The organism is Pedobacter sp. BG31, from assembly GCF_042464845.1.
In the GTDB taxonomy this organism is placed as follows: Bacteria; Bacteroidota; Bacteroidia; order Sphingobacteriales; family Sphingobacteriaceae; genus Pedobacter; species Pedobacter suwonensis.
Genome location: NZ_JBHNZK010000014.1, coordinates 23,099 through 49,705, shown reverse-complemented (window position 1 = coordinate 49,705; position 26,607 = coordinate 23,099). Strand labels below are relative to the sequence as shown.

Annotated in this window: 19 protein-coding genes and 1 tRNA gene; 7 read left to right on the top strand and 13 right to left on the bottom strand. The window is 42.1% G+C overall.

From position 1 onward, the window contains the following. Positions 1–214 precede the first annotated feature (214 nt). Positions 215–361, bottom strand: coding sequence for an SDR family NAD(P)-dependent oxidoreductase (locus tag ACFE6N_RS16275; protein WP_378938162.1), 147 nt, complete (start codon positions 359–361; stop codon positions 215–217). Positions 362–1,476: 1,115 nt separating this feature from the next. Between ACFE6N_RS16275 and ACFE6N_RS16270 the strand changes: the two genes are divergently transcribed. The 3 genes from ACFE6N_RS16270 (at position 1,477) to ACFE6N_RS16260 (ending at position 9,156) form a co-directional block, all read left to right on the top strand. Continuing rightward, on the top strand, positions 1,477–4,788 hold the full coding sequence (locus tag ACFE6N_RS16270; protein WP_378938160.1) for a hypothetical protein: 3,312 nt from the start codon (positions 1,477–1,479) through the stop codon (positions 4,786–4,788). 6 nt (positions 4,789–4,794) lie between these two features. Next, positions 4,795–8,196: a DUF6443 domain-containing protein gene (locus tag ACFE6N_RS16265; RefSeq protein ID WP_378938158.1), complete on the top strand. Its 3,402-nt coding sequence runs from the start codon at positions 4,795–4,797 to the stop codon at positions 8,194–8,196. A 96-nt stretch (positions 8,197–8,292) separates the two neighbouring features. After that, complete coding sequence (locus ACFE6N_RS16260; protein ID WP_378938156.1) at positions 8,293–9,156, top strand: hypothetical protein; 864 nt, start codon at positions 8,293–8,295, stop codon at positions 9,154–9,156. On the opposite strand, the gene ACFE6N_RS16255 is transcribed toward ACFE6N_RS16260, so the two are convergent. Then, a complete protein-coding gene (locus ACFE6N_RS16255; RefSeq protein ID WP_378938154.1) occupies positions 9,153–9,761 on the bottom strand; it encodes a hypothetical protein in 609 nt (202 codons plus the stop codon). The genes ACFE6N_RS16260 and ACFE6N_RS16255 overlap by 4 nt on opposite strands. A 431-nt stretch (positions 9,762–10,192) precedes the next feature. On the opposite strand from ACFE6N_RS16255, the gene ACFE6N_RS16250 reads away from it, so the two are divergent. Both ACFE6N_RS16250 and ACFE6N_RS16245 read left to right on the top strand, forming a co-directional pair. Beyond that, positions 10,193–10,549, top strand: a complete 357-nt coding sequence (locus ACFE6N_RS16250; protein WP_378938152.1) for a hypothetical protein — start codon at positions 10,193–10,195, stop codon at positions 10,547–10,549. A 722-nt stretch (positions 10,550–11,271) separates the two neighbouring features. Next, positions 11,272–11,345: transfer RNA gene (locus ACFE6N_RS16245), tRNA-Pro, on the top strand. Positions 11,346–11,640: 295 nt separating this feature from the next. Here the strand turns inward: ACFE6N_RS16245 and ACFE6N_RS16240 are convergent. From ACFE6N_RS16240 to uvrA, 9 genes are all read right to left on the bottom strand, one after another. Beyond that, positions 11,641–11,934, bottom strand: coding sequence for a hypothetical protein (locus tag ACFE6N_RS16240; protein WP_378938150.1), 294 nt, complete (start codon positions 11,932–11,934; stop codon positions 11,641–11,643). A 61-nt stretch (positions 11,935–11,995) separates the two neighbouring features. Beyond that, entirely contained in the window at positions 11,996–12,136 is a 141-nt protein-coding gene (locus ACFE6N_RS16235; RefSeq protein WP_378938148.1) for a hypothetical protein, read from the bottom strand. A gap of 75 nt (positions 12,137–12,211) precedes the next feature. Then, a complete protein-coding gene (locus ACFE6N_RS16230; RefSeq protein ID WP_378938146.1) occupies positions 12,212–12,454 on the bottom strand; it encodes a hypothetical protein in 243 nt (80 codons plus the stop codon). Positions 12,455–12,623: 169 nt separating this feature from the next. After that, the gene (locus tag ACFE6N_RS16225; RefSeq protein ID WP_378938144.1) at positions 12,624–14,861 is read right to left on the bottom strand and encodes a xanthine dehydrogenase family protein molybdopterin-binding subunit; all 2,238 of its coding nucleotides are present in this window, start codon (positions 14,859–14,861) and stop codon (positions 12,624–12,626) included. Positions 14,862–14,883: 22 nt separating this feature from the next. After that, positions 14,884–15,906: an FAD binding domain-containing protein gene (locus ACFE6N_RS16220; protein WP_378938142.1), complete on the bottom strand. Its 1,023-nt coding sequence runs from the start codon at positions 15,904–15,906 to the stop codon at positions 14,884–14,886. Further along, the gene (locus tag ACFE6N_RS16215; protein WP_378938140.1) at positions 15,896–16,408 is read right to left on the bottom strand and encodes a (2Fe-2S)-binding protein; all 513 of its coding nucleotides are present in this window, start codon (positions 16,406–16,408) and stop codon (positions 15,896–15,898) included. Before ACFE6N_RS16215 ends, ACFE6N_RS16220 begins: the two co-directional genes overlap by 11 nt. A 371-nt stretch (positions 16,409–16,779) precedes the next feature. Further along, positions 16,780–18,213, bottom strand: coding sequence for a DNA/RNA non-specific endonuclease (locus ACFE6N_RS16210; RefSeq protein ID WP_378938138.1), 1,434 nt, complete (start codon positions 18,211–18,213; stop codon positions 16,780–16,782). A gap of 205 nt (positions 18,214–18,418) precedes the next feature. Continuing rightward, positions 18,419–18,598, bottom strand: coding sequence for a hypothetical protein (locus ACFE6N_RS16205; RefSeq protein WP_378938136.1), 180 nt, complete (start codon positions 18,596–18,598; stop codon positions 18,419–18,421). 80 nt (positions 18,599–18,678) lie between these two features. After that, positions 18,679–21,183, bottom strand: a complete 2,505-nt coding sequence (uvrA, locus tag ACFE6N_RS16200) for an excinuclease ABC subunit UvrA (RefSeq protein ID WP_378938134.1) — start codon at positions 21,181–21,183, stop codon at positions 18,679–18,681. A 1,144-nt stretch (positions 21,184–22,327) separates the two neighbouring features. Here uvrA and ACFE6N_RS16195 point away from each other — a divergent pair. Beyond that, complete coding sequence (locus ACFE6N_RS16195) at positions 22,328–22,774, top strand: hypothetical protein (RefSeq protein ID WP_378938132.1); 447 nt, start codon at positions 22,328–22,330, stop codon at positions 22,772–22,774. 184 nt (positions 22,775–22,958) lie between these two features. Here ACFE6N_RS16195 and ACFE6N_RS16190 read toward each other — a convergent pair whose 3' ends face one another. After that, positions 22,959–24,185: a glycoside hydrolase family 76 protein gene (locus tag ACFE6N_RS16190; RefSeq protein WP_378938130.1), complete on the bottom strand. Its 1,227-nt coding sequence runs from the start codon at positions 24,183–24,185 to the stop codon at positions 22,959–22,961. Positions 24,186–24,413: 228 nt separating this feature from the next. Next, on the bottom strand, positions 24,414–24,569 hold the full coding sequence (locus tag ACFE6N_RS16185) for a GNAT family N-acetyltransferase (RefSeq protein WP_378938314.1): 156 nt from the start codon (positions 24,567–24,569) through the stop codon (positions 24,414–24,416). Between the two features lie 422 nt (positions 24,570–24,991). Here ACFE6N_RS16185 and ACFE6N_RS16180 point away from each other — a divergent pair, with 422 nt between their 5' ends. Continuing rightward, positions 24,992–26,338, top strand: a complete 1,347-nt coding sequence (locus ACFE6N_RS16180; RefSeq protein WP_378938128.1) for a hypothetical protein — start codon at positions 24,992–24,994, stop codon at positions 26,336–26,338. Positions 26,339–26,607 lie beyond the last annotated feature (269 nt).

The following is a 26,607-nucleotide window of genomic DNA, read 5'->3' as shown; positions in this document are numbered from 1 at the left end:
TTAAGATGTACATTTTCCATTTCTGCGAACTGCGCTTCCGTTAAATTTTCAAATGCTGCATAATGGATAAAACCTGCATTATTGATGAGAAAATCAAATCCGTCTGCGTTAAGTTATGACTGTAATGCTGATTAAGGTTTTCTTAAAATCATCAAACCTGAAGAACCGGAAACATTAAGCTTCATGCAATTCCCTTTTGTTCAAGTTTTCCAATTTATTTTACCACTTCTTCTGCAGCTTCTTTCTGGTTATTGTAGGAGAAAACGATATCCAATCCATTTTTAGTAAGATTAAGGACCATATTTTTTCCGATACCGCGGCTTCCCCCGGTAAATACCGCAATTTTGTTTTGAGCTAACATACTCTGTTTTTAGAATTAAGATGTAGCAAAGGTATGTCTGCCATTAAACCTGAATGTAGCCAAAACCGATCTGTTCGTAGCCAAAACCTGCCTCATTAACTATATTGGTTTCTTTTGGATATCTTTTTATCTCATTGATAACGGAACACCACAACTAAATCGTTGAATAATTTTCACCAGACAGGATTAAAATTGCACTAACGGAGCAACCATTTATCCACGATAATTGCAATCACGATTTAAGGCAGGCTAAAGGATTAGCTAAATGCCTTTCGTTATGGGAATTTGCTCAGCCAGCTCATTCGCTTTCAATTATAAAATCCTTGTGGGATCATAATGTTCAATAAGCAATACCTATCCGGTATGGTAATCTATACAAAGCGATTATTGGATAATAATCATAAATTAAAAGTAGTTATTATACAGACAGAATAATTTTTAAGGAGAATCAAAAAGCTATGTAAATTTTATTAGTTTTGGAAAATCGTTTTAGTTTTAATATGGTTAGTGTTAATTTGTATATTATGTCATACAAAAAATACTGGTACTGAGTTGAATAAACTCCGCTTAGATGTTAAAATAAATCACTAAAACTTAAATTATGAAATTCAAATCTATTGTTAACGGCCCTCTATCTCGCAGTCAATGTACCGGCAGCAGAACTTTTTTGTATTCATGCAGTTTCATGTTAGCTGTATTAAATGCTACAAACATTCTTAATATTTTGACGACCGGAATACCATTAGGCTACCATTGATCTTGATCTGTCCCAATTTTCATATCGTTTGGATTATGACATGATCCAGTCATACAATTTACCTGGATGTCAGTATATCAAAAAAAGCAAACGTTTACCAGAATCTGAAGGATAGTGCGAATGATACTTACCTCTTATGCTGGAGAATTCATTAAGCATAAATTACTAAAACGATTTATAAATTTTAAAAAGTGAAGCTTAGTTAATAGTGGCCAAAAAAAAGGTTTACCAGAAGCCTGCAAGAATACACGCTTAAACCGGTATCTTTTTATTTTTCTTATGGATCTATAAACAGGTACGAAAGCAAATCTACCATTCGGAAATATTATTATATCTCAAATAAAAACGCAATTACCTTATGTTATCTACCTTATTAAAGAAACAACGTAGCCTGGTTTCGCTGCTATTTTTTCTCTTTGTGGGACTGTCCATGCATGCCCAAACCACTACCTTAACACCGAGCATTGAAAATGTGGTACCCCCCTCACCAAATGTGAGCGCCATTAATAAATTCGGAAATATTCCTGTTGGGCAGTCGACTGGTATTCCCAGTATCAGTGTGCCTATTTACAGCTGGAATGGGAAAAACTTCGGAAAATCTTTCGCTATCTCTCTGGACTACCACAATGGCGGAATTAAGGTTGACGAAACGGCTTCCAATATTGGGTTGGGTTGGGCATTGAATGCCGGTGGGGTAATCTCCAGAACAATGCGTGGAGTATATGATGAACTACCTGATGATGGTTTCCTTTATAAGGCTATGCCTGCAACTACTTATGATGGAAATACTTATGGAGTTCCAAATAACGAACGTTTGTTTAGTAAAATGGGTGCTGGTTTGGTTGATACCCAAAACGACATTTTTAACTATAATTTTAACGGACATAGCGGAAAATTTGTTTTAGGAAAAAATGGCGATATCCTATTCTTAGAACAGACCAAAATAAAGGTAGAGCGTTTTATCGACATTATTAACGGGAAACCTATGTTTTCCAAATTTATCATAACGGATGAATATGGTTATAAATATGTGTTTGAGGATTATGAAATCACTACCAGGGTAGGTACTGGAGGATGGAACAGTTCTTATACTTCATCCTGGTATTTAACCCGTGTATATAATCCGACCAATAATGACTGGGTGGAATTTAATTACGAGAGCTATTGGTTCAGACAGGAGTCTGGAGTGAGCGCAACATATGCTATGCCTCTATTTGGGGATGGGTTGGGTACTCCAGCTGATATGAACGGAGGCTCTGTACAAGATATTTATGGCAAAAGATTAAAGAAAATTGTGTTTCCTGATGGTAACAATGTCGATTTCCTATATAGTTCCACGCAAAGGCAGGATTTAGCTTCAGATTTTTTATTGCAGAAAATTAAAATGAGCAGAGGAAGCACAAGCTTCGGCTTTTTGCTTGCTCAAGATTACTCCTTGTCTGGGCGTGCAACACTACTTAGTGTTACTCCTTTTGGGGGAACAAATGAGGTTATGGACAGGCCCTATACATTTGAGTATCTTTCCTATCCTGTTCTTCCGCCTAAATTTAGCCCCAGGCAAGATCACTGGGGTTATGCAAACGCCAATACCGGAGGTTTTTTTCCGCATGAATACGTTCGGGCGCCAGGTGGGCAATATAATCCATGGCGTGAATTCGGCGGAGGCAACCGCGACACGGATCCGGAGATGGTAAAAGCCGGTTCATTATTCAAAATGACCTATCCAACCGGTGGCTATACCCAGTATGATATGGAAGCCAATACGGCAAAGGATAATTGGTTGGAACAGAATGAAACCGTAACAGTTACCAACCCGCCGTACACTGATAGAAGCATGAACGAAGGGCTGAACAGCGATAATTATCCTGCTGCCAATATTCCTTTTACCTTTCAGGGAGAAACCAATACCAATACACCTTTTGAAGTAACCATCAATCCCTTAAGTGGAAACTGCAGTTCAGGTTGCGCGATAAAACTCGAGTTCTACGACAGCTCTAATGTATTGTTGGCAACCCAACAGATTAATTTCACCGATCCTTCACCAGATCCTTACCAAATTACCAAACAGTTTACCCTCAATTACCTTGTAAAGAACCAAACATATTACATTAGGGCCTATACTGTAAACTTAATGGGTTATTATGACTATATGCAGGTGAAATGGCGGGAAACGAATCAGGGAAGCAGTTCTACGGTCACCCTAAGTCATGTTCAGCCATACGTTGGCGGCCTGAGGACGAAGAAAATCTCCGACTATACTGCGAATGGCCAGGTTCCTGCACAAACAAGGGAATATGAATACCTCAATGAAGATGGGGTAACCTCTTCGGGATCTTTAGGTTTTCGGCCTGTTTATACTTACCTGGTACACTATGATTATAAATGTTGTCCGTCTTTATATCAGGAACCTTCATATCATGGGAATTTTGACTACAACTATGCCATACGAACAACTTCAACAGTTAACGATATTGCCTATGCCAATAGCAGTCCGGTTACCTACAAGCGTGTGATAGAAAAAACAATTGCTAATGGGACCAGTTTAGGAAAAACAGTACGTTATTTTACCAATTTTAAAGATTCACCTCCAATTATTCAGGATGTATTTCCAGCTATACCTACCCAGTATACCCCCTGGAGTTTGGGGCTTTTGGAAAAAGAAGAAATTTACAATAGTGCCGATGTGTTATTGAGAAGAACGGTTAATACCTACGCCTCGTATGCAGACAGCTATGCAGCTAACCCGGTCCGGGTCGAAAATTTCAGATCTATAAGCATTGCGCCGGTCAAAATGCTTTGGGATGGTCCGTTGTCTACCCCGCATATTGTTCCAAATGCAGAACCGCATTACTTTTTAATGTCAAGTTTTACGCCTGTAGCCGGGCGTTCCGAGTTGATTAAGAGCGTCATCACTGAACCTCGGACAGGATTACCCGATCTGGTCACCACTATTGATCAGGTTTACGATCAGCAAGAATATTACCTGAAAGAGCGCAAGATGACCAACAGCAAAAATGAAGAGCGTAAAATCATAACTGAATACCCTAAAGACAGGGCAGTTACCGGCCCTAACGCAGGCGTATTTTCGGGCATGTATGCAAAGAATATGATTAAAAATGTTGTCGGGGAGAAGCAATATATTGGCAACACGCAATTGATGTACCAGCGCAAGGATTATAATGCCTGGGCGGCAGATCTTTTTGCCCCCTCTACGGTGTATACCCAAAAATTAAATACCACCGAAGAAGCCCGTATCCAGTTTACAGACTATGATGCCCATGGGGCGGTGGTGGCCGTTCAACAGGTCAGCGGCGTGCCAATCTGTTATGTTTGGGGATATGGAGGCGACTATCTGGTAGCCAAAATCACAAATGCCAATTATGCTGCGGTTAAAAACATACTTGGGGGGCTCAGCGCTATCGAAAATTTCAGAAACGACAAGGCTCCAAGCGATGCCAGTGTAGAAGCGCTCACAAACAGTTTAAGGAATAACCTTCCTGAGGCGCAAATAGAAAGTTTTACCTATAACACGTTATTCGGTGTAACCAGCCAGATCGACATAAAAGGTGAAAAAACTACTTTCATTTATGATAACTTCGGCCGCTTAAAAACGGTTAAAGATCAGAACGGCCACATTTTAAAAGTCAGCGATTATAATTATAAAAACTAACGCCTCATGAACAGTTTAAAATATCTAATAACCATTGGTGCAATGCTATTGCTCTATGGGAGTACTTTGGCACAAAAGACGGTGTCGGTTTACCAGAACGAAAGCCAGATCAGCGATCCGGTCAGTGTAACGCTTACTGCCGGCTTTTATGCCCCCGCCGGGAGCAACCTTAGGGTGTTTACCGGAAAAAGTTATCAGCAATGTAATCCCTTTGCTTCTTTACCTAGCAATAACCAGAACTATATCAGCACGCGGGTATTTAAAAAACCAAATGTAACCGAACAGAACCTAAACGATCAGCGTAGCACCTGCGAGGTTAACCAAACCATCCAATACTTTGATGGGCTTGGGCGTGCGTTGCAAACCCTACAGGTACAGGGAAGTCCGGGCTTTAAAGATATTGTACAGCCTTTTGAATATGATATTTTTGGTAGGGAGACGAAACAATTCCTGCCCTATGCTGAAAATGACAATGCCAGCGGAAGTTATCGGGTAAGTGCTGCTATCCAGCAAGGAAGATACTATGGTGCATCAAGCTGGGACGGGTCTGTGAACAAATCTGATTATCCATTCAGCATTTCAGTGTTTGAGGCGAGCCCGCTGAATCGGGTAGAAAAGCAAGGTTTCCCCGGTGTCGACTGGCAACCGGACTCTAGCGGAGATGATCATACGTTAAAGACTGACCATTCAACCAATATCGCAAATGAGGTTAAGCAATGGGTTTTAACACCAGATGGAGCAGAATCAATCAAAAGTTATGATCCTGGTAAATTATACAAGACCATATTAAAAGACGAGAACTGGAAAACTGTGGACGGACAGGTTGGAACCACAGAGGAGTTTAAAGATTTGGAGGGGAATGTGGTGCTCAAGAGAATGTTTAATAAAAAAGCGGACCAAAGCCTGCAGCAGTTGAGTACCTATTATATTTATGATGACTTCGGTAACTTACGTTATGTGCTGCCGCCGGCGGTAAATGAGAATAGCGACCGATCGACCGAACTATATCACTTTGATGAGAGCCAAACCGTATTCTTAGATTTTATCTATGGTTATCACCATGATGCACGGAATAGGGTAGTGGAAAAGAAAATCCCGGGCAAGGGCTGGGAATTTATGGTTTATAACAAATTGGATCAGGTGGTGATGAGCCAGGATGCCAACCAGCGGAACAAATCCCCGCAGGAATGGAACTTTACCAAATATGATGCCTTTGGCAGGGTGCTAATTAGTGGCCGTTACATCGATAATCTTCACAACGGACAGTCGGGAACCAATTTTAGGGTCGCTTTTCAGGATATTGCAAACGGAACTGCTGCTTACGAAAAACGTGATGGGTCAAATATGGAGATTGGCTACAGCAACAATGCCATTCCTCAGGGCAGCATAGGGGATTATTATGTGCTGAACTATTATGACGATTATGATTTTCCGGGTAATACCTTTGGCCAGCCTGCACCAGGCCAGGCACCTCAGGAAAGGGTTAAAAGCCTACTAACGGGTACCAAGATAAAAAACCTGGGCAACGGGGCGATGCTACTTACAGTTAACTATTATGATTTGGAAGGCCAGGTGGTGCAAACCAAAAGTGAGAACCACCGTGGTGGCAAAGATATTGTAGACAATAGCTATAACTTTATCGGCGAACTAACCACAACTATCCGTACCCATACAGGCTCTGCAAACGGTGCCGCCACTACCATTGCCATGCGCTATGAATACGACCATATGGGCCGGAAGATTGCCACTTTTGAGAAAATCAATGCCCAGGATGAAGTAGCCTTAAGCCATTTGGAATATAACGAAATAGGGCAGCTGAAAGCGAAACATCTGCACAATGATATCCAACATAGCTCCTTAGCCTATAACGAGCGTGGCTGGCTAAAAACCAGTACCAGCGATCAATTTAGCATGGAACTAAGATATCAGGATGGTATTGAGGGCTACAATGGCAACATCACCAGCCAGCGCTGGGACTGGGCTAACAGCCCTAACCCGTCGACCAATATTTTTAGTTACGTTTACGATAGGCTGAACCGTTTAACCAGTTCGGGTAAAACAACAGGTGCCATGAGCGAGAACCTGAACTACGATGTGATGGGAAATATCTGGAAAATGAGCCGGGATGGATCGCCTATGAACCAATACAACTATACCGGCAACCGTTTAAGTTCGATAGATAATTTAACCCAGAAGTTTTACGTTTACGATGATAACGGTAATGCAAAAGTTGATGGACGTAATGGCATGGAGCTCACTTATAATTACCTGAATCTTCCTGCTACAGCAACTGGAAACGGCACAAGTGTAGTTTATACTTACGATGCTGCGGGGCAGAAACTCAATAAGACTTCAGTGCGCAATGGTGTTGCTAAAAGCCGTGATTACATAGGCGGTATCGAATATAGAGATAACTTAATCGAGTTGATCCATACTGAAGAGGGGGTGGCACAAAGTAATGGAACCAACGGGTATACTTATAACTATAATCTAAATGATCATCTAGGCAATGTCCGGTTAACTTTCAATGTTTCAGGAAATACCATCGTACCACTACAGAAAGACGACTATTATGCCTTGGGTAAAAAACAAACTATACTTGCAGGCTCAAATGATAATAAATACCTCTACAATGGTAAAGAGTTACAGGACGAACTGGACGAACAATATGACTACGGAGCAAGATATTATGATCCAATTGTGGGGAGATGGAATTCAGTAGACCCGCTTGCTGAGTTGGCCAGAAGATTAACTCCTTATAACTATGGCAACAACAATCCTATTGTAATGATCGATCCTGACGGGATGGCTGCTCAATGGAATGATGGAATGCAGCGATATGAGAATGAAAAAGGTGAGGAAGTGCCGTTTACAGAGGTTTTTAAGGAGGATGATATAAGTTATTCTGTAAATTTTTTGCAAACATCTGATTTAAGCAAACAAGATCCACCTAAAAAGAAAAATGAAAAAGCGCAAACTGGTTCTTATACAAATACACATAAATCAGGCAAAAAATATCATGGTAAAGGATCTGAAGAAAGAGCCCAAGTATCTGGTGTTAGAGTATCCAAAGAGCATGACGATCCACTTGTAGATACAGATTGGAAACCTGCTGATAGTGATCGTCAAGCTTACAAGGATGAAGACGACAGGATTAATACGGATGAAGGTGGACATAATAGTGATAACAATTATAATAAACGGGCATCACCTGGTAAAAAATATAAAGAGCAGGATAAAAAGAAGTCAGAAGAGCCAGATGCAAAAAGCACATCGAAGCAAATCTCTAGTTCTAACATTAAACCTGTAGCAAAAAAAGTAGCGGTTGGAGCTGCAGCTGGAGTTACTGTAGCAGGAATTATTTATTTGGTTGCTAATTACTGGTGGGTTCCTCTTTTAGCTCTTTAATTATTCTTGTTAGTAGAAGTGTGTAAATTATTAATTTGTTACGCCGTCTGGCTGAGGACGGCGTAACAAATTTTTTCTGAATTAAAATGATATAAGATGGCAATAATTGAGATTGATGGGTTTAAAGTTTATTTGAATTTGAATGGAACAAAGTCAATTATCATAAATTCTGACTACATTGATGAATGTATGGAAGTTTATAACGATAATCAACTAGATGGGGTGGCTGTCACGATTTCTCATGATTATAGACTTCAAAACGTAGACTTTCTTTCTAGATACCCAGATATTAAAAACCTTTCTATATCTGAAGGAATTGATGATATTAGAGCGATTCATAAACTATCAAACTTAGAAAGTTTAATCGTTTCAGGTAATAAAAGAAGTATTGATTTTTCTTATTTGCCTTTACTAAAGAAATTAGTCATTGAATGGAGTTCATATTTTACTAATATGGACAAATGTTTGGCTTTGAGTGATTTGAGTATATCTAAGTATAATCCAAAAAGTAAAGATTGTTTAAGTATTGCTAAACTTAATCATATTAAAAAATTAAAGATCGTACAATCGCCAATACATACTTTAAATGGATTAGATAAATTTTATCAACTAGAGGAAATGGAATTTGATTATTGTAGTAAATTAGAGAAGTTATGCTGTCTTGAAGAAAGTATAGAGTCTTTAGTATCTTTACTTTTTAATCATTGTAAGTCTATTGCAAATTATTCTTATGTAGCGAAATTTTACCATTTAACTACATTGGCATATAATAATTGTGGAATAATGCCTTCTATAGGGTTTATACAAAAAATGAATTCATTAAACTCATTTAGGTTTATAGGTACTGATGTCGTTGATGGCGATGTAGCACCATGCATCGGTCTCGGATATGCTGGATTCTCTGATAAAAAACATTTTTCTCATACCATGGAAGAAATAAAAAATCTGTCACGTTGTTAGGTATCTGCCTGAGCCTTCTTCCATTTAATATACTTAGGAAGTTTGACGAGTTCTATTAATTCTTCTCTTTTCGTATGCACATTGAGACTTTCAATCTCTAAATGGCCAATATCTAATGCGTTTGACCGTTCTCCTAAAATGTTGTCTAATAGTAAGTAAGCCGCGGTTAAAAAATTCTTTAGGTTAGCTGGGTCATAATCCTCTATATAAATTCTTATGCCGATTTTTTTTGAAGCATTACTGCTTAGCGGGATAAAGTATATTGTATGTGGATCAAGTTTAATCTCGTTGTATTCAATGGTACCATTTCCAATAGCTGGTTTAAGCGCAATTAAATTCCAGTATTCTAACAAAGGTGCTTCATTTACAAGTGTTTCAACTTTGTCGAAAAGAGCACTGTTACCTTCTGCAGTAATAATGAGGTCTTGCTTGTCATTTGGATGACCACCAATTTCAAAAAACAATTGGTCGCAATATTTGTGTAGATGATGAAGAAATTCTTCTAAAATCCTCTCCTTCTCATTAGTATCATTAATCTGATTAAGAAAAAAAAACTGGGCTTCATTTGCTTTAAACCAATCCCAAAATAATTGTTCTTTGTTCATTCTATATTGATTTATCCTATCATGGTTTTACTGGGTTGACATTCTGCGTCATTGAATTTGCCAGCTTGAGGAGTTTGTCTTTAACCATGTTTTGAATTCTGACATTTTTTTGCTATAAATAAGGCAGTTAAGTTAAGATATTTTAAAGGATGTTAATACTTAACTGAAGTTTCAAAGATAGAGAACAAAAATTAATAAATGAAAAATGATTACTATCACTAGTTCTTAGGCTTTGGCTAAGGCCAGACTGGTAATATGGGTAGATGATTTTTACTTAAAAATATACTTTAAACTGGCCTTGGTGCCGATGCTTCTACAGTGATATAAATTGGAATTAAGGTAAGTAGGGTACATTGATGTTTAATTTGAATAAAATAAACTAACAACCTAAATTTACATTTAATGAGGGCGCAAGTCAAAAATATAAGATTGTGAAAAAAAAATATTATTACCAAATTCATTTAGAGGTCGTTTTAAATGGATCAGATTTTGTTTTTGGCTTTATTAATATCTCTCATATTTCTTATAAAAAGTTCAAGGAACTTTTTATCGATCAAATAACGAATGAAAGATTTTTATTTGATGACGCAATGAGTTACTTTATTGAACCCAACCTGTACAATAAACACAAAGAATTTTTTGACAATGAGATACCCTTCACTTTTAATTTCGATTTATTCGAATATAGTGTTGCGTTAACTGGCGATGATTTTGATAAGCTAAAACCTAATTATTATGAGGAATTACCTACTATGTTTGAACAATATGATAGTGAAGTAGAAAAGTAAGGAAATTTCAATTGTGTTGACACAATTGCTCCAATTCTAAGATTTACGATTACCAGCTATGAATAGTGAACTATACAGTAATTTTTTTTGTGATATTTTCTGATTTTTTTAGGTTGCCGACAAGAAGTCAATCAGTAATATAATTACGTTAATATTCATGGATAATATTTTTCTTCCCTCCGTTTTGGTCTTAGCATCTCGCTAAGACTGCTGCGAACAATAAAAGGCGGAGGCCTGAAAGATGTGGTAATGCTACTGTTATGATTTTCTGCTTATGCCTGGGTCTCTATATGGTTTAAATGAGTTATCAAGGTCTTTAGCTTGCTCCATATATCCTGAATACTTCGTGGTAAGTTAAAAAGCAGGTTACCGCTACGATATAATCTTACCAATCAGTATCGATAGGGTTTGCTTTTAGAGGTATTAATGGCAATTATCCTTGTCGAAGCCGTTACGCAGCTTAAATAATTGCGTTTTAAGGGAAGGTCATTCATGTTTATTCGCATCAGGTATAATTAGCCGTTTACAAAGCTAATCCTGTTACCGAATTACTAAATCTTTACAGGTATGAAGTGTTTGGCAGACCATTTCATGATTATCCATGGCGTTTGATTCGATGGATTCAATGGACTTATTGAGGTTTGGTTGATCCAACATTTTTTTCGGAATTTTAAGAGATATTGATGTATTTATTTTAATTTGCGGTCGCTTGAATTGTTAAACGGGATGTAGCGTAGTCAGGTATCGCGCCAGCATGGGGTGCTGGAGGTCGGAAGTTCGAATCTTCTCATCCCGACTAATTTTTAAGCTGAAATCTCTCTTTGGCGAGTAAAGGTAGCACGGCCAATATCCATTTCAAAATGTGTTGATTGTTGCAGAGTATTTATCATCACCTTTTTTAATGTCTTTCCGGAATTTCTAATTTGCCATAGCAATATGATGCACGTTTTTCGGTGCTAAACTCTTTTTATATAATCGTTCCGGCCGGTTAAATTCCAGGTTGATCTCCTGTAGCTCCGATATTCTTTTATTAATCAAAGCCTCCAAACTGTATTCCGGCCAAGCTGGTCACCATCACGATAACTTAGCGGCTACTTCAGGTGATTCTCAATTTCACCAACGATCTGATTGACCAGGGGTGCGTGCAGTTCGATCCCTTTTTTTTCGGCTTCAAGGTCAGGTTCAAACAATGCAATCTTCCCGGTAATTTCCCTATAATCAAGTAGCTGCCATTCTTCCCCTGGTGGCTTGAGTGCACCGATCAACCTTCCATCATGAATAATCTCAAATACACCGTTTTCCTCCTGTATACTGATTATTTTACGATCACCATCCTGATCGATATCCATTTCAAACGGCTGGATGCTTTTGCCTTGTTCTTTCATTTTGATCAATTGTATAGGTTTTTTGGTTTAATTTCTCCGTTTGGATTGGCTGATCTGCAAATTATCCCGACAGGTAAAAATAAAACATCGCCTTAACGGTTTTGCCCATAGCTTTTTTACCTGTTACCCAGTCTGAAATACTTTCGCAGTCAATACCGGTTTCAAAGGCAATCTGCTTGATCCGCAGTCCCTTTTCCTGCATTTTCTGATCAATCCAGGAAACATCAACTACATCGGCCGGAGCGGGTAGAACAGCATTTGCCGTGATCTGCAGCTTTTATCCTGGTAGCCTTTTTTTTAACAGTTCTGCTGTTCTTTTCAGTAGCACCTGCTGGGTAGCATATTTGCCTGAGGCGGTCTCCCCTTGAGTTGTCTCTATTTCTACCATCTTATCATCAACTGAAACGATTTTGAAATCTATATTCGACTGCTGCGAATGTCGTTCTGCCGCTTTTTTAAGTGAGTTCAGCTCATCTGCATTTAAAAGGGAACCCAGGTAATCTATGTTCTGTATACTCATTTTGTTCATTTAGTTTAAAAAATGAAAAGGTCTTTAACAGCGGTCGTTTATTAAGGGTTGGTGCAAACGCCCGGCCTTGATATCATTTCTTTCCATTTAATCTTTCCGTTTCTTGCTATCCATATCCCGCTACTTTTGCTATCGTTTCCCGTGGCGTTTTTGCCAGCGGTCAGATCAGTTCATCAAAATGGATCGGAAGCTTGTAAATACGTTTACCGGTGGCATGGTAAATGGCATTGGAGATTGCGGCCGGCATGCCTACCAATCCGATTTCACCAACACCCTTGGTGCCCAGCTCATTGATCAGGCTGTCCTTTTCATCGGCAAATATCACTTCCAGTTCACCAATGTCGGCATGTACGGGGATATGGTATTCTCCCAGGTTGGCATTGATGTATTTGCCAAGCTGCGGATCCATAATCGATTCCTCATGGAGTGCCTTACTAATACCCCATACCATTGAGCCGAGGATCTGGCTTTTAGCTGTTTTGGGGTTGATGATTTTTCCGGCCGCAACAGCGGTTACTGCCCGGGTGAGGGTGATGGTTCCAAGGTCGCGATCTACCTCCACTTCCACAAACGAAGCGCTGTGGGTGGCCAGGCTGTATTTCCGCAGTTTAAGCATGTGGGGCCTGCCCATTTTTGTGGTTTTAATGGCCACACCTTTATTAAAGGCAACGATGTCCTTCAGGCTTATTTTTAAGGTGGGATCATTTTTAAGATGGATATGGCCCGAAAAAAAAACGACTTCTTCTTCCTTTGCCTTCCTGAAAGGGGAACCATTCATCTCCGCTGCTTTTTTTAACAGTTTTTTACGCATCGATCTGGCGGCAACCACAATGGCAACCCCTGTTGAAGAGGTGATTGCTGATCCGCCCTGGAACATCGAAAAGGGTTTTTTGCTGTCCCCGTACCTGAATTCCACATCAGCCATCTCCAGTCCCAGTTCATCTGCTGCTATCTGGGTCATCACCGTCAGGGTTCCCGTACCAATATCGGTAGTGGCATTGTCAACCACCATTTTCCCTTCGCTGTTGATCATGATCTGCACCCTCGAAGGAAACTGGAAGGCATCCCAGATCCCGGTCGCCATGCCGTAACCAACAAGTTTATTGCCGCGTTGCATGCTACGCGGTTCCGCAATACGTTTGTCCCATCCGAATTTTGCTGCCGCCTCCAGGTAGCATTCCCTTAGCGCTTTGCTGGTATATGGTTTTCCTGCCGATGGATCAACATCCGAATAGTTGAGCAGGCGGAGTTCCAGTGGATCTATCTTAAGCTTATAGGCCAGTTCATCCATGGTGCATTCAATGGCATGGAGTGCCGTACTACCACCGGGTGCGCGCATATCCATCGGGGTATAAACATCCAATGGCACAACTTTATGTTCAAAAAGCGTGTTCGGGGCAGGGTAGAGTTTATGGCTCCAGTTGGAGGTGGGCTCGGTATAGTCTTCAAAATTCGAGGTTTCGGCAAGTGTGCTGTGGCCAAGCGCGGTAAGTTTTCCATTAATGTCGGTGGCAAAACGCATCTGTTGTACCGCCGGCGGCCTGTGGCTAAACGAGAACATCTGCTTTCTGTCCAGTACCACACGTACATGGCTTTTTAAATGCAGGGCTGCCATTACACACAGGAACAACTGGTACTGTGGCCTGAGCCCCGAACCGAATGCACCCCCTACAAACGGGGCAAGTACCCTTACGTCCTTATAATGGAGCCCGAACACATTGGCAATAAAAAGCTGGTTATTGATGGTGCCCTGGGTTTTATCGTAAATGGTCAGCTTTCCATCCCCCTGGTAAAGGGTTGTGGTGGCAAAGAGTTCAATGGGGTTATGGTGTTCGGTGCCGTGTTGGTATGTTGCGCTTACCTTTACTGCAGCGTTTTCGAACGCGTTTTCAAAATCCCCTGTCGGGGGCGGGGGTGGTGGTTTAAGTGCGGTAGCCAATCCTTTTTTAGGCGCTCTGGCCTTATTCAGGTGTTTTTCCAGACAACTTTGGTGCGGTTCCTGCTGGTAACGGAAAACTATTCTGGTGGATGCATACCTGGCCGTCTCAAAGTCACGGGCAACCACCAGCGCAACAGGCTGGCCATTATAAAGGATGTTTTCATCATAGAGGGGTTTAAACACAGTTCCCGGAGGGGCATCCATATCAGTATACTGCAAATCGAACCAGGCCAGTTTGGGGCGGTTGAGGTGCGAGAGGATATCCACCACGCCCGGTATGGCCATAGCTTCCGAGGTATCAATTTCCACAATCTTTCCTTTGGTAATCGGGCTGCTCACCACATAGCCGTGCAGCAGGCCCTCCAGTGGATATTCGGCAGCATACCTGGCTGCTCCGGTAACTTTTTCCCTTCCCTCCAAACGGCTAATCGGCCGGCCTACGTTTTTATCTGTATTCATGTTGATCTTGTTAGGTATTTGATTACAAGGAGGGTTGTGCGCCTGGTAGCTGTGCATCCGGATCGAGTGCCATCATGCCGTTGCGTATAATGGCATTCTTTGCCAGTTTAATCTTAAAACGGTTATATTCAAATCCCACCGCTCCCCCAAGGATAATATCTGCAGCCGCAGCAAAGTTTTCCCGGCATGCCGTTTTTTCGCGGAGAAATTCTTCCGCTTCCAGGGAACGCCAGGGTTTGTGGGCCACCCCGCCAAGGGCAATCCTGGCCTCTTTGATGGTATGGCCGTCCATTTCCAGTGCGGTAGCTACCGAAACCAGCGCAAAAGCATAAGAGTGGCGGTCGCGGAGTTTCAGGTAGGAATAATTCAGGGGAAAGCCTTTTTCAGGCAGATCTATCGAGGTAATCAGTTCACCTGGTTTCAGGTTGTTGTCAAGCTCGGGCCTTTCGCCGGGCAGGCGGTGGAAATCTGAAAATGCCAGGCTGCGTTCGCCATCTACACCCGTTACATTTATCCGAGCCTCCAGTGCGGCCAATGCTATGCACATATCCGATGGGAACACGGCAATACAGGCTTCACTGGCACCGAGTATGGCATGCATCCGGTTATAACCCTCCCTGGCCGGACAGCCCGAGCCCGGTACCCTTTTGTTGCAGGGTACCTGATGGTCATAAAAATAATAACATCGCGTACGCTGCAGCAGGTTGCCCCCGTTACTGGCCATGTTGCGGATCTGCGCCGAAGCACCTGCCAGTATGGCCTTTGATAACAGGGGATATCGGGATTCGATGATAGGGTGGTAGGCGGTTTCGGCGTTTTTTGCAGCAGCACCCAGCCTAAACCCTCCATTTTCGAGTTCACGCAATGCTGAGAGTGCGGCCAGCTGGCTGATGTCGATCAGCGCTGTAGGGTTAACCAGATTGTACTTCCATAAGTCGAGCAGGTTGGTGCCGCCGGCTATGAAAGCAGCAAGGGGCTGATCATCGGTAAGCTGAATGGCAGCAGGTACATCGGGCGCGGTGAGAAACTTGAAATTATTCATCATTTCCTCCGTCTTTTACCTGCATAATCGCATCTATAATGCCCACATTGGCGCCGCAACGGCAAAGGTTGCCACTCATCAGTTCTTTTACTTCCTCACGCGAGGAAGCCCTGCCTTCTGATAAAAGGCCTAAAGCACTGCAAAGCTGCCCTGGCGTACAATAGCCGCACTGGAAAGCATCATGGTCTATAAAAGCCTGCTGCAGGGGGTGAAGGCCGTTTTCAGTTGCAATTCCTTCTACCGTGGTAATTTCTGCCCCGTCTTTCATTACCGCCAGGCTCAGGCAGCTTAAAATGCGCTTTCCATCACATATTACGGTGCAGGCGCCGCACTGCCCGTGGTCACAGCCCTTTTTGGTTCCGGTCAGATCCAGATGATCACGTAAACAGTCTAACAGGCTCACCCAGGGGCGGATATTGGTGCTATGGTGTTTTCCATTTATCTTCAGGGTAATTAAATGGGTTTCCATCCCTTGGGGATGCGGGTGCTGCGGATCTGTTTCCATAGTGGTTTTGTTAACTAAGCTTTATGGTTAACAATAAAATACGGGATAGGTTTTTTTAATCTGGTGTGCGGGAATTGGGGAATCTGGTGTATTGCAGGTGCGGAATCTTCAGGCGTTAAATTTGGTGTTATCCCTGCTACCGGCAGCGCGGGGCCTAAACAGCCGATAAACAGGCAACATATCTCTGTAAGTGCAATCACTACCAGGCTCCGTGTGCTAAAGGCGGGTCAGGTTCGATACACGGTTTGCAAATAATAAAACCATGCGGGCTGTTTTTACCTGGCCAACATCACAACAGCCGTATCTTTTTTAGGGATACGGCTGTTATGGTCTTAAATGCGCTTAGGCCTGGGGTGTTTATCTTATTTAAATTAGTTACCCGGGTCTTTCACTTTCTCCACCACATCCTGGATATTTTGTGGCAGGTTAGAAAGCAGGTTATAGCCCGTTGCGCTTTCAATATCCCTTACCGTTACAATATAATCTTTCCAGTTGGCACCAATGGTATTTACGTTAGGGGTATTTATGGCAATTACCCTTGTCGATGCCGTTACGCGGCTTAAATCATTATCACCTGTTTTTAACAGTACGGCCACTTTCCATACATTGGCCGGAACGGTTACTTTCCCGTTGTTAATGGTATTAATTACCGATGCACTTGCAGAGCCGATTCCGCCGGTGCCGTAGCTGCCCATCATTACATAAACTTCATAACCGTTTAAGGCATGGGCACGGAGGTAACTTTCAAACGATTCCCAGGTTTTCTGGTTATTGTTTGGTGCCTGGGGGATCATGTTGGTCATCAGAAATGTAGCGGAGTTGGCGCCGCTGGAACTGGTGCGGTCGCCGCTTGGGCAATTATGGCCCCTGTCAAAACCCGAACCCGAATAGCTATTGCTCTGTACCTGGTACCAGTTGGTTGGCAGTCCGGTAAAAGAAGCAAAATCGTCTTTTCTGGTTACGGCCCCGTTAAAATTGTTTGGATCTAAATGCCAGCTTACCCAATTTGGTATACCGCGGGTCATGCTATAGCTCTCTACATAATATTTTTGATCAATCAGGTAATTTTCTGCTGAGATAATATTGGCCTGCGCGCCTGAGGGATTACCAAACAACAGGTTAGAATTGTCGCCACCTGCCGGTGGTGCATCTGCACCGGCATCAGGCGTACCTCTGCCTGGTGCAGCAGTGCCGGTATTGCCATTGTCTGTTGGGTCGGTATCCGGGGCACCTACCGTTATACCCGGGTCACCTGTACCTTTAAAAATAATATCATCAATATTGATTCTGGTGGTACCCGCTTTTTTAATCTGGAAACGGATTTTTCCGGTCGTGCTCACCTTAAATGAATCTGTTACGAGCGTGGTACTGGTTTCGCTAATATCGGTACCCAGCTGGGCATAGGTTTTTCCGCCATCTGTAGAAGCTAAAAGCTGCCAGGTAGAATTGGCATCAGTGCCGTATTTGGCATGCGATACATAAAGCATTTTAGCACCTACCACATCAAAGTTCATCGCTAAATAACCTGTTCTTAAACGGATTGATTTTGTGCCATTCCTGGCATCAGCGGCAAGGTTGCCCAAAAGGGCATCGCTCAAAGTCCATTTACCGGTTAACAGCTGTACACTGTCTAATGCATAACTGGCTTTGGTTCCGGCTTCAAAAGTTTCGGTAATGGTGTAAGCAGTTGGCGCTTTTGGTGGGGTTACGGGTGTTTCTCCTTCAACGGCTATTTTTTTCGAACAGGCAGACAGGGACAGGACTCCGATAAATCCTGAATAGATAAGGATGTTTTTAAATTTCATTGTTTTTTAAATGTCTAACGAGTTGGCGCTAATCAGATCATTTTAAAATGCGGGGGCGAAGGTATCAATAAAAAACAGCGGTAATGTTAAATTAATATTAACAAAATGCTCCGAAGGCTAAGTGTCGGATGTCTTTTATAGGGCGGCTTCTCTTTATGCTTGTTTTGGGTTGGCAACTGCCAGAAGGTAGCAGCAAAAATGAATCTTAAAGGAATAGCGGCCCCATGACAATGCCACCGGCTTTCGCCTCATTGCCTAAAGCGATTATACAGGCATCATTACTGCTTAATACAATTAAAGGAACATGGTATTCAGGAGCAAGTAACGGCTGGCAGCTTGCGTAAAATGATGATGGCCCGTTCAGGCCTGGTTTTGTTTTGTGCAATACGCAATGCAGGTATTGCGCCAAACAGACTCAACAGTTCTATCCGCTATACTTTCTAAAAGCAATTTTCATAAAACTGATTACTGGTTTTTGTACGCCTTCAGGTACCTGGCAGTTTTACTATCGGGGCTTTTGCATAGTGCTTCAGGAAGGCCCGCAAACACCACCTTTCCACCTTCGTTTCCGGCTCCGGGGCCAATATCAATTACCCAGTCGCTTTGTGCAATCAGCTGCATATCATGCTCCACCACAATTACGGTGTTTCCGGTATCTACAAGCCTGTTCAGCTGTAACAGCAGCAGTTCCACATCAGCCGGGTGGAGGCCCGTTGTGGGCTCATCAAGGATGTAAAGTGCAGAGCCTTTGTTATTTTTTTGCAGTTCAGTTGCTAATTTAATGCGCTGTGCCTCCCCACCAGATAGTTCAGTGGCCGATTGGCCGAGCCTCAGGTAACCAAGGCCAACCTCCCGTACCACATTAAGGCCCTGGTAAATCTGCAGGTCTTCATCAAAAAAGTAGCATGCTTCTTCAACCGTCATTTCCAAAACCTGCGCAATATTTTTATCGCTATAGGTTACCTGTAAAGTTTCGGGGTTGTACCGGGTGCCTCCGCAGGCCGGGCAGGGGGTATATACACTCGGTAAAAACAGCAGTTCTACCATCACAAAACCTTCGCCCTGGCAATTGGCACAACGGCCCTTGGCCAGGTTAAAAGAAAAGCGCCCGGCATCGTAGCGTTTTTTTCTGGCCGCAGGTGTGTCGGCAAAGCGTTTGCGTATATGGTCAAAAATTCCGGTATAGGTAGCCAGGTTTGATCTGGGGGTTCTGCCGATGGGGCGCTGATCTACTACTACCAATCTGCTTAGCTGCCCGCCGCCGCCGGTTATTTTTCCTCCCGCCGGCTTTGTGCTGTCTGCTAACACACCTTCATCTGTAGGTTCGCTATCGGGTTCAGCCGGCATGCCCAATTGCCTGGCAAGTAACTCCACCAGTACCTGGCTCACCAAACTGCTTTTCCCCGAACCCGAAATTCCCGTCACCGTGGTCATCACGCCCAGCGGAAAGTCAATGTCCACATCCTTCAAATTGTGTCTTTTAGCACCCCGCAAGCAGAGTTGCCCTTTGGGTGTTCTGGGCTGGTGTTCGGTAAGGCTGCTGGTGCCCTTAAGAAACTTTGCGGTAACAGAGGCGGTATTTTTTTTCAGCCCGGCAACGGTGCCGCTGTACATAATCTGTCCGCCCTGCGCGCCTGCACCAGGCCCTACATCAATAATCCAGTCTGCGCGCCTAATCACCTCTATTTCATGTTCCACTACAAATATGCTGTTCCCTGCGCTTTTTAATTTCTCCAGTATACTTAATAAAGCTTCGGTATCTGCCGGGTGTAATCCGGCCGAGGGCTCATCAAGCACATAAACCACACCGAAAAGATTGGAGTGTACCTGGGTTGATAAACGCAGGCGCTGTAACTCGCCCGGAGAAAGGGTAGGGGTACTTCTGTCGAGGGTAAGGTAACCCAAGCCCAGCTCCAGCATCACACTGATCCTGGCGCGTATGTCTACCGCAATTCTTTGTATCACCAGCTGCTTTTCTTCTGGTTTTACCTCCTTTTTATTCGCGGCAGGTTCACTAAAGAGCCTGGAAAGTTCGGCTAATGTTAATCGGGCAGTTTCAGCAATATCTTTGCCCTTAAATTTTACAGACAGTGCTTCTTTTTTGAGCCGCTTGCCCCCGCAAACGGGGCATGCCTTGCTGATCATATATTTCGAAACCCTTTTTTTCATCAGTTCAGACTGGCTTGATGCAAAGGTTTTTAATACGTAGGCGCGGGCACCAATAAAGGTACCCATATAATCCGGCGATTGCTTTCTGGCAACCGCTACAGCAGTTTCTTTTGGCGAAAGGCCAGGATAAACCGGCGCTGTAGGCGTTTCTTCTGTAAACAGTATCCAATCCCTTTGCTTTTTTGGCAATTTTTTCCATGGCGTATCCACATCGAAACCCATCGATACCAGGATGTCGCGCTGGTTTTGGCCCTGCCATGCCCGTGGCCAGGAGGCGATGGCACCTTCCCTGATGCTCAGCGTATCGTTAGGTACCATAGTTTGCTCATTCACTTCAAATACACTGCCCATACCATGGCACTCGCTGCAGGCACCTTCAGGTGTATTGGGAGAAAAGCCCTCGGCATAAATGATGGATTGACCGGAAGGATAGTCTCCCGCCCGCGAGAAAAGCATCCTGAGGAGGTTCGATAAAGTGGTTACGCTACCAACTGACGATCTGGTAGAGGCTCCTGAACGCTGCTGTTGTAAGGCAACTGCAGGGGGTAAGCCCTCTATGGCGTCTACTTCGGGTACACCCATCTGGTTAAAAAGCCTGCGGGCATAAGGCGAAACAGATTCCAGGTAACGCCGCTGCGCCTCGGCATAAAGTGTGCCAAATGCAAGCGATGATTTTCCTGATCCTGAAACACCGGTAAATACCACCAGTTTATCACGGGGGATCTCAACAGAAATATCTTTTAGGTTATGTTCCCGCGCACCCTTTACCCGTATCGTGTTGGTCTTGTTCTTTTTCTCCATTACTTAGCCATTGTATACCATTAGCAACAGCAATTAACGCAGTAGGTTTGGCGAAACCTGAAATCGCTTACATACACCAAGTTAATCGTGTATGCGGAATGAAATTTAGTTTGGAAGTGAAATACAGAAAATACTTAACTTAAGAAAGTTCACGCCGACCGAAGGTCCAGGAAGTATCAGGGAAATCGCTTTTAACTTTTCTCTGTTAGTTCTAGCTCTTTCTGCGCATGCCTAAGCATTTATGTTTGCCACGGAAGCACGAAAAACACGGAAAAATTTTAATACTCCGTGATTTCTGTGTTTCCGTGGCTAATTAATTTTTGCACATGTTTTAAAAGCAATATCCCTGCAGGAAGTATAACAAAGAATTTAATATTGTAATTTAACCCGTAACTTGCTGTTATAAGTGCTTAACCTTCAATCTGAATAAGTCTGGTGCGAATCGGCCCAGATAATTTCCTATTCAAGTTTAACTTTATCTAAGATTTGCTATCCTTAATATGACTAACGTTTGTTTAAAACAAAAATAAAATGTCTCACAACACGAAGTTATATTTGGACCAGCTGCCGTCTGGATGACCTTGTTGTTTTTTAAGAAATCACTAAAAAACTCTCTTACTTGCTTGAGAAAACTTCCTTGAACTCTGAATCAGAATAACTTGTTTAAATTTGCCCTATATTTTTCGAATTAATGTCATAAGATTCGCTAGTATAAACTTAGATACTATCATTATTTACGGTAAGTTTTTTTTATTTGAAGGAAATATTTATCAATAATACAATACGGCTCTTCAGAATGCAGGGGCGGCTGATATTACATTTTACAAACAGAATGTTTCTATTACGGTACTTACTTCTGGTGGTAACTATGTAGTAACTGTTAAGGACTGGACCCAGCTAAGCGCGGCTTATGCAACCTATAAGAATGATATCACGGCCTATAATGAAAACTATGTCCTGCTGATGAGCCAGCCAGGAGGAAGCACTAAGGCAATCCTTGGCCTATTGGGCAATGCGGATCAATCTTTATAAATCCGACAGCAACAATGTGATGAAGCCCATGGTTCTGGGTTCGGATGGAAATGTTACTGAATTTAATTGTAACCCGGGATCGGTAGAATAATAAACAAAAAAGAGAACAGACATGAAAACAATACTAATTGCAGCATTATTGAGCTGCCTTTCCATCTTACAGCAGGAAGAGCCGTTAAGCAAGGTAGCCAATGTTGAGCTTCCCCAAAAATCCCAAAGGATCAACAATAATAACCTATCTGCAGATACAAAAAGCAGGTTTAAATCCACTATGGCCATATCGCAGTACAAACACCTATATGAGGTTGGCAAAGTGCTTCTGGCATTTTCAGATTACAACGAAACAAAAAACAATTTAAAGGCACTCGAGGACCGCAGGGACGAATGGCTTGGAGGCATGAACGAGCTTGGATTAAAATCCAATATCAACAGGGCGGAGATCATCAAGATTAACAATACCAGGTTCCTTATCATGTCGTTAAAGAACGGTGATGAATATTACAGTTCCTTTATTTCCGACAAAAAAGGATTGAAGGGAATATCAGGAAGCAGAGAATAGGGAACAGGGTGAAAAAGTGCTGTTAGATTTCCTCAAGCGTATCAGCTTTAAAGCGCCATCCTTGTCAGGCGACAATTAATCCAAACTTCCATAGATTTCCTTTAACTTAAATAATCGCATCGCTAGCCCGCTGGACGATTACAGCGGGCACCGTAGCCCTTGCATTTTTATTACACCTTAATCATTAACGATAATAGTAAATGCCGTTAACCATCGCAACGCCGCAGGTAGTTTCAAAAGCATTCCTTGTGCTTTCCGGAGTGCGGGTTCCCCATATATTCCACATCAGGCCCTGGTTATTGCGGATAGACCATGCCTGTGTTGCATTGGCATCAAGCCAGGGCCCGTAATTACTAGCTGTACCGGTATTTTTTACAAAAAGGCAGGCCCAGCGTGCAAAAATACTTTTCATGCCCTGTGTATCAGCAATGCCATTCTCATCTTTTAAAATTCCTCCGGGGGTGTTACAAAGGCTATTGCGTGCATAATCCATCGCTTTGGTACCCATTGCCAGGTAGTTTATTGCAGGGAAATCAGCACGTAATAAATCACATGCGCCAATAAAAGTTCCCTGCGTATAAGAAAGCGCACCCTCGGTAATATTACCGGCCTTGTTTATTGCCCCTTTTACTTCACCGCTTGATGAATCGTAAAGCCTGTTCACCATCCAATCCATAATGAGCTTAGCCTTGTTTTTATAACTTACATCGCCTGTTGCCTGGTACAACAGCATCGCACATATCACTGCCGGCGCGTTTACACAGGTATTTTTAGTCTGGTTATCGGTAGTCCACCATAAGCCACCACCTAACGATTGGGTATCCCAGGCGCGGTTCCACATCATGTTAAAGTTGTTTTTTGCCATATCCAGCATGCCGCCGTCATTGGTTATTTTAAAAGCCCTTACACACATTAGTGCCCCCCAAACAATATCATCATTAAATTTATTGTCGGTCCACAGTAAACCATAACCATCCCTTACGCCATTGTATAAATAAGATATCTTATTTTTTAAATCGGTGCCGGGATTGATATTATAGGCATCTATCAGCATTTCAATCGCTTCCTGCTGGGTCCAGAAATCCATCCGACCGGTATGGTTATCATCTTTCCAGTAATATGCCTTATATGAAGGCCCGTATGTACCGTATTGATGATAAAAATGGTTGTTATAAACCTGCATGGCCAGTAAGGCTTCACTTTTAGCAGGTATGGAAAGGGTTGCCACCGCATTAGATGTTGCATGGAGAGCGCTTTTTTCAGGTGATAACAGTGCGCTATCTGACTGATCTTTTTTACAGGCAGTAAACAAACAGCTGAAGGCGAATATAGTTGCCAAAAGTTTTTTATTGCTCAATTTCAGTCCGTAGGTATTTAACCCCCATGTCTTAATGGTAATTTTCTTTTTCATAGTTAACACTAATGTTGATAGATGTGATGTATTTGGTTAGTGGTAAAACGATTTAATGTTTAATGATATGAATATACACACTTGTAATGAACAAAATACAATAATGACAGGCGCAACGAATATTTTACAAAATACGCAATCGTAATCACAATGAAACATTGAATCGCTGGTTTAGGTGGAACAAACGATAGACTTGCCAATAAAAAATAGAAATACACCACTACTGGATTAAAATAATTTCTCTATTAAAAGTTTTCCATATCCATTCCCGCGATACGCTTCACCCATATATATGGCACAAAGCCAGGGATATAAATCCATTCTACATATAAAATCATTTGTGATCAAACCTGCATAACCAATTACCAAGCCTTCTAGTTCCAGTAAATAACACTATGATTATCCGGCATGAAGAATTTGAGGAATTAAAATGCTTAAAAAACGCTGTAATCCCTTCAATATAGCGAAGCGACCGTAGTCCATCCTGAATTGCTGACATACACCCTGGAGCCATTATTTTATGCAGAAACTGAAAGGTTATTCTCAAAAGTAAGCCTTAAAAAAGTTGATCGAAAGATCAGAACGGCAGTTTACTAGGAACAGGTGGTCACTTTAAAGCGGAATGGGGTGACGGTGTACCGTCCTGAATTTACTTGTTCTCGGCCTGCTGACATAAATAGGCCTACTCGTAATGTTTAGAAGTGACCTGCGGTTCTAAAAAATTCGTCCGTAACAGAAATACTACAAAAAAGACATTTTAATTAAATATATATTGTATTATTAAATATTAATCCTTAAACTTTATTATGAAAAAACATCTATTGATGCTGCTTGGCGTTGCCATGACCATTATTTCCTGCAAAAAGGAAACAGACAAAACATCTAGCCCCGATCTGGTCCAATACAACAGAAATCTCAAAAGACTTACAAATGTTGTTGGGCAAATGCACAATGACGGCGTGACTGTAGCACTTAAGGTTAAAGGAAACAGTTTTAGACCTAATCTTCAACAATCTTTATTCCCAACAACACCTAGTAATCCGACGCCCACACTTTCGTATTATCAATCCTCTGATGTCAAAAATTTGAACAATGCAATTTACGATTATGTCCTTGCCCAACCGGAATTTAGTGGATCAGGCCGGGGTATAATCACTGAAGTTGTTCCGAAGGTCATCTCCATTGTATATGCTCAAACCTCACAACAGATAGATTCAAAAGTTGATTCCACGGTTTCAAGCTTGAGACAAAACAATATCTTAAGCTTAAGAGAGGCAGGTATGATCAAGGAAATTCAGGATATCTTTATGGACGGATATTCGCTGAATATGAATCAATCTGTCGCCGGACCTTATTTTTCAAACAAACTTAACCAACTTAAGAATAAATACATTAACATAGTTTGGGATATAAATGAAGGGGAGGCTTTTTTAGGAGCCCTGCAGATAGCAATAAGCTCAAACCAATATTGGCATTCTAATACTGCTCAAGTACTTCCTATTGCATCCAAAGTTGCTCAACAAAAACTAATGTCTATCGATAAAACTGGTAATTTGTTACTGCCTCCATTTACTCCTGACGATCCTGAAACACCGATTGTACAAGTAGATCTAGTTGCCTATTTATTATCTTGGGGTTGGCAAGTGTATAATCAATACATGGCCGGAACTTTAGACTCAAGTGGCCAATATGATAGAATTTCCAGAGGTTTGCAAGCTGCAATTTCAGCAAGCACGCTTAGGCTTGTTAAAACGAACATGGTAGTTTTGAACGATGATATGTTTAACAGCATAGATGGAGGTACACTGCCAGGAGGCGGTGTAACACCAACATATAGTTTTCCGATACCATTAACTACAGATTTTGTGTATTACACAAATCAATACACCCATATTGGATCTAATTATAGACCACCGTTTATTACAACTAGAATATATGCAGGCAATAATTTTTACTATTTCGATTCGTCATTAACTCAAAAGTTGCCTGATGGTTATTATATTTTGCAAGAAGATTTACCCACTAACAAATATTATCAAGTATCAAACGGTGTTGTTATTGCAATAAATACTGCGGCAAATGATCCAAATGCACCATTAGTGCCATGGGATCCCTATAATCCCTTTGAGCCGACATTGGTCCCTGGAAATTAATAATTCTTAGTTTGTTTGGTTAAGGGGTGGTCTAAAGATCATCCCTTTTTTTGGTGCGCCGGGCATGGCAATCGACTATAGGGTTAAAGTCCCGAACACGCTTAGCAGTAGGAAGTGTTAGCTAAAGACAAGGGTGTCGTGGGTGACTGCGAATCTGAAGGAAGTCGGCGGCAAATATGGGGGCTTACGAACAGAAACTGTATAGGAGGCGGATCTAGTCTGGGTGATGTTGCCAAACAAACAGAAGCCCAATACTGCACGGGGACTAT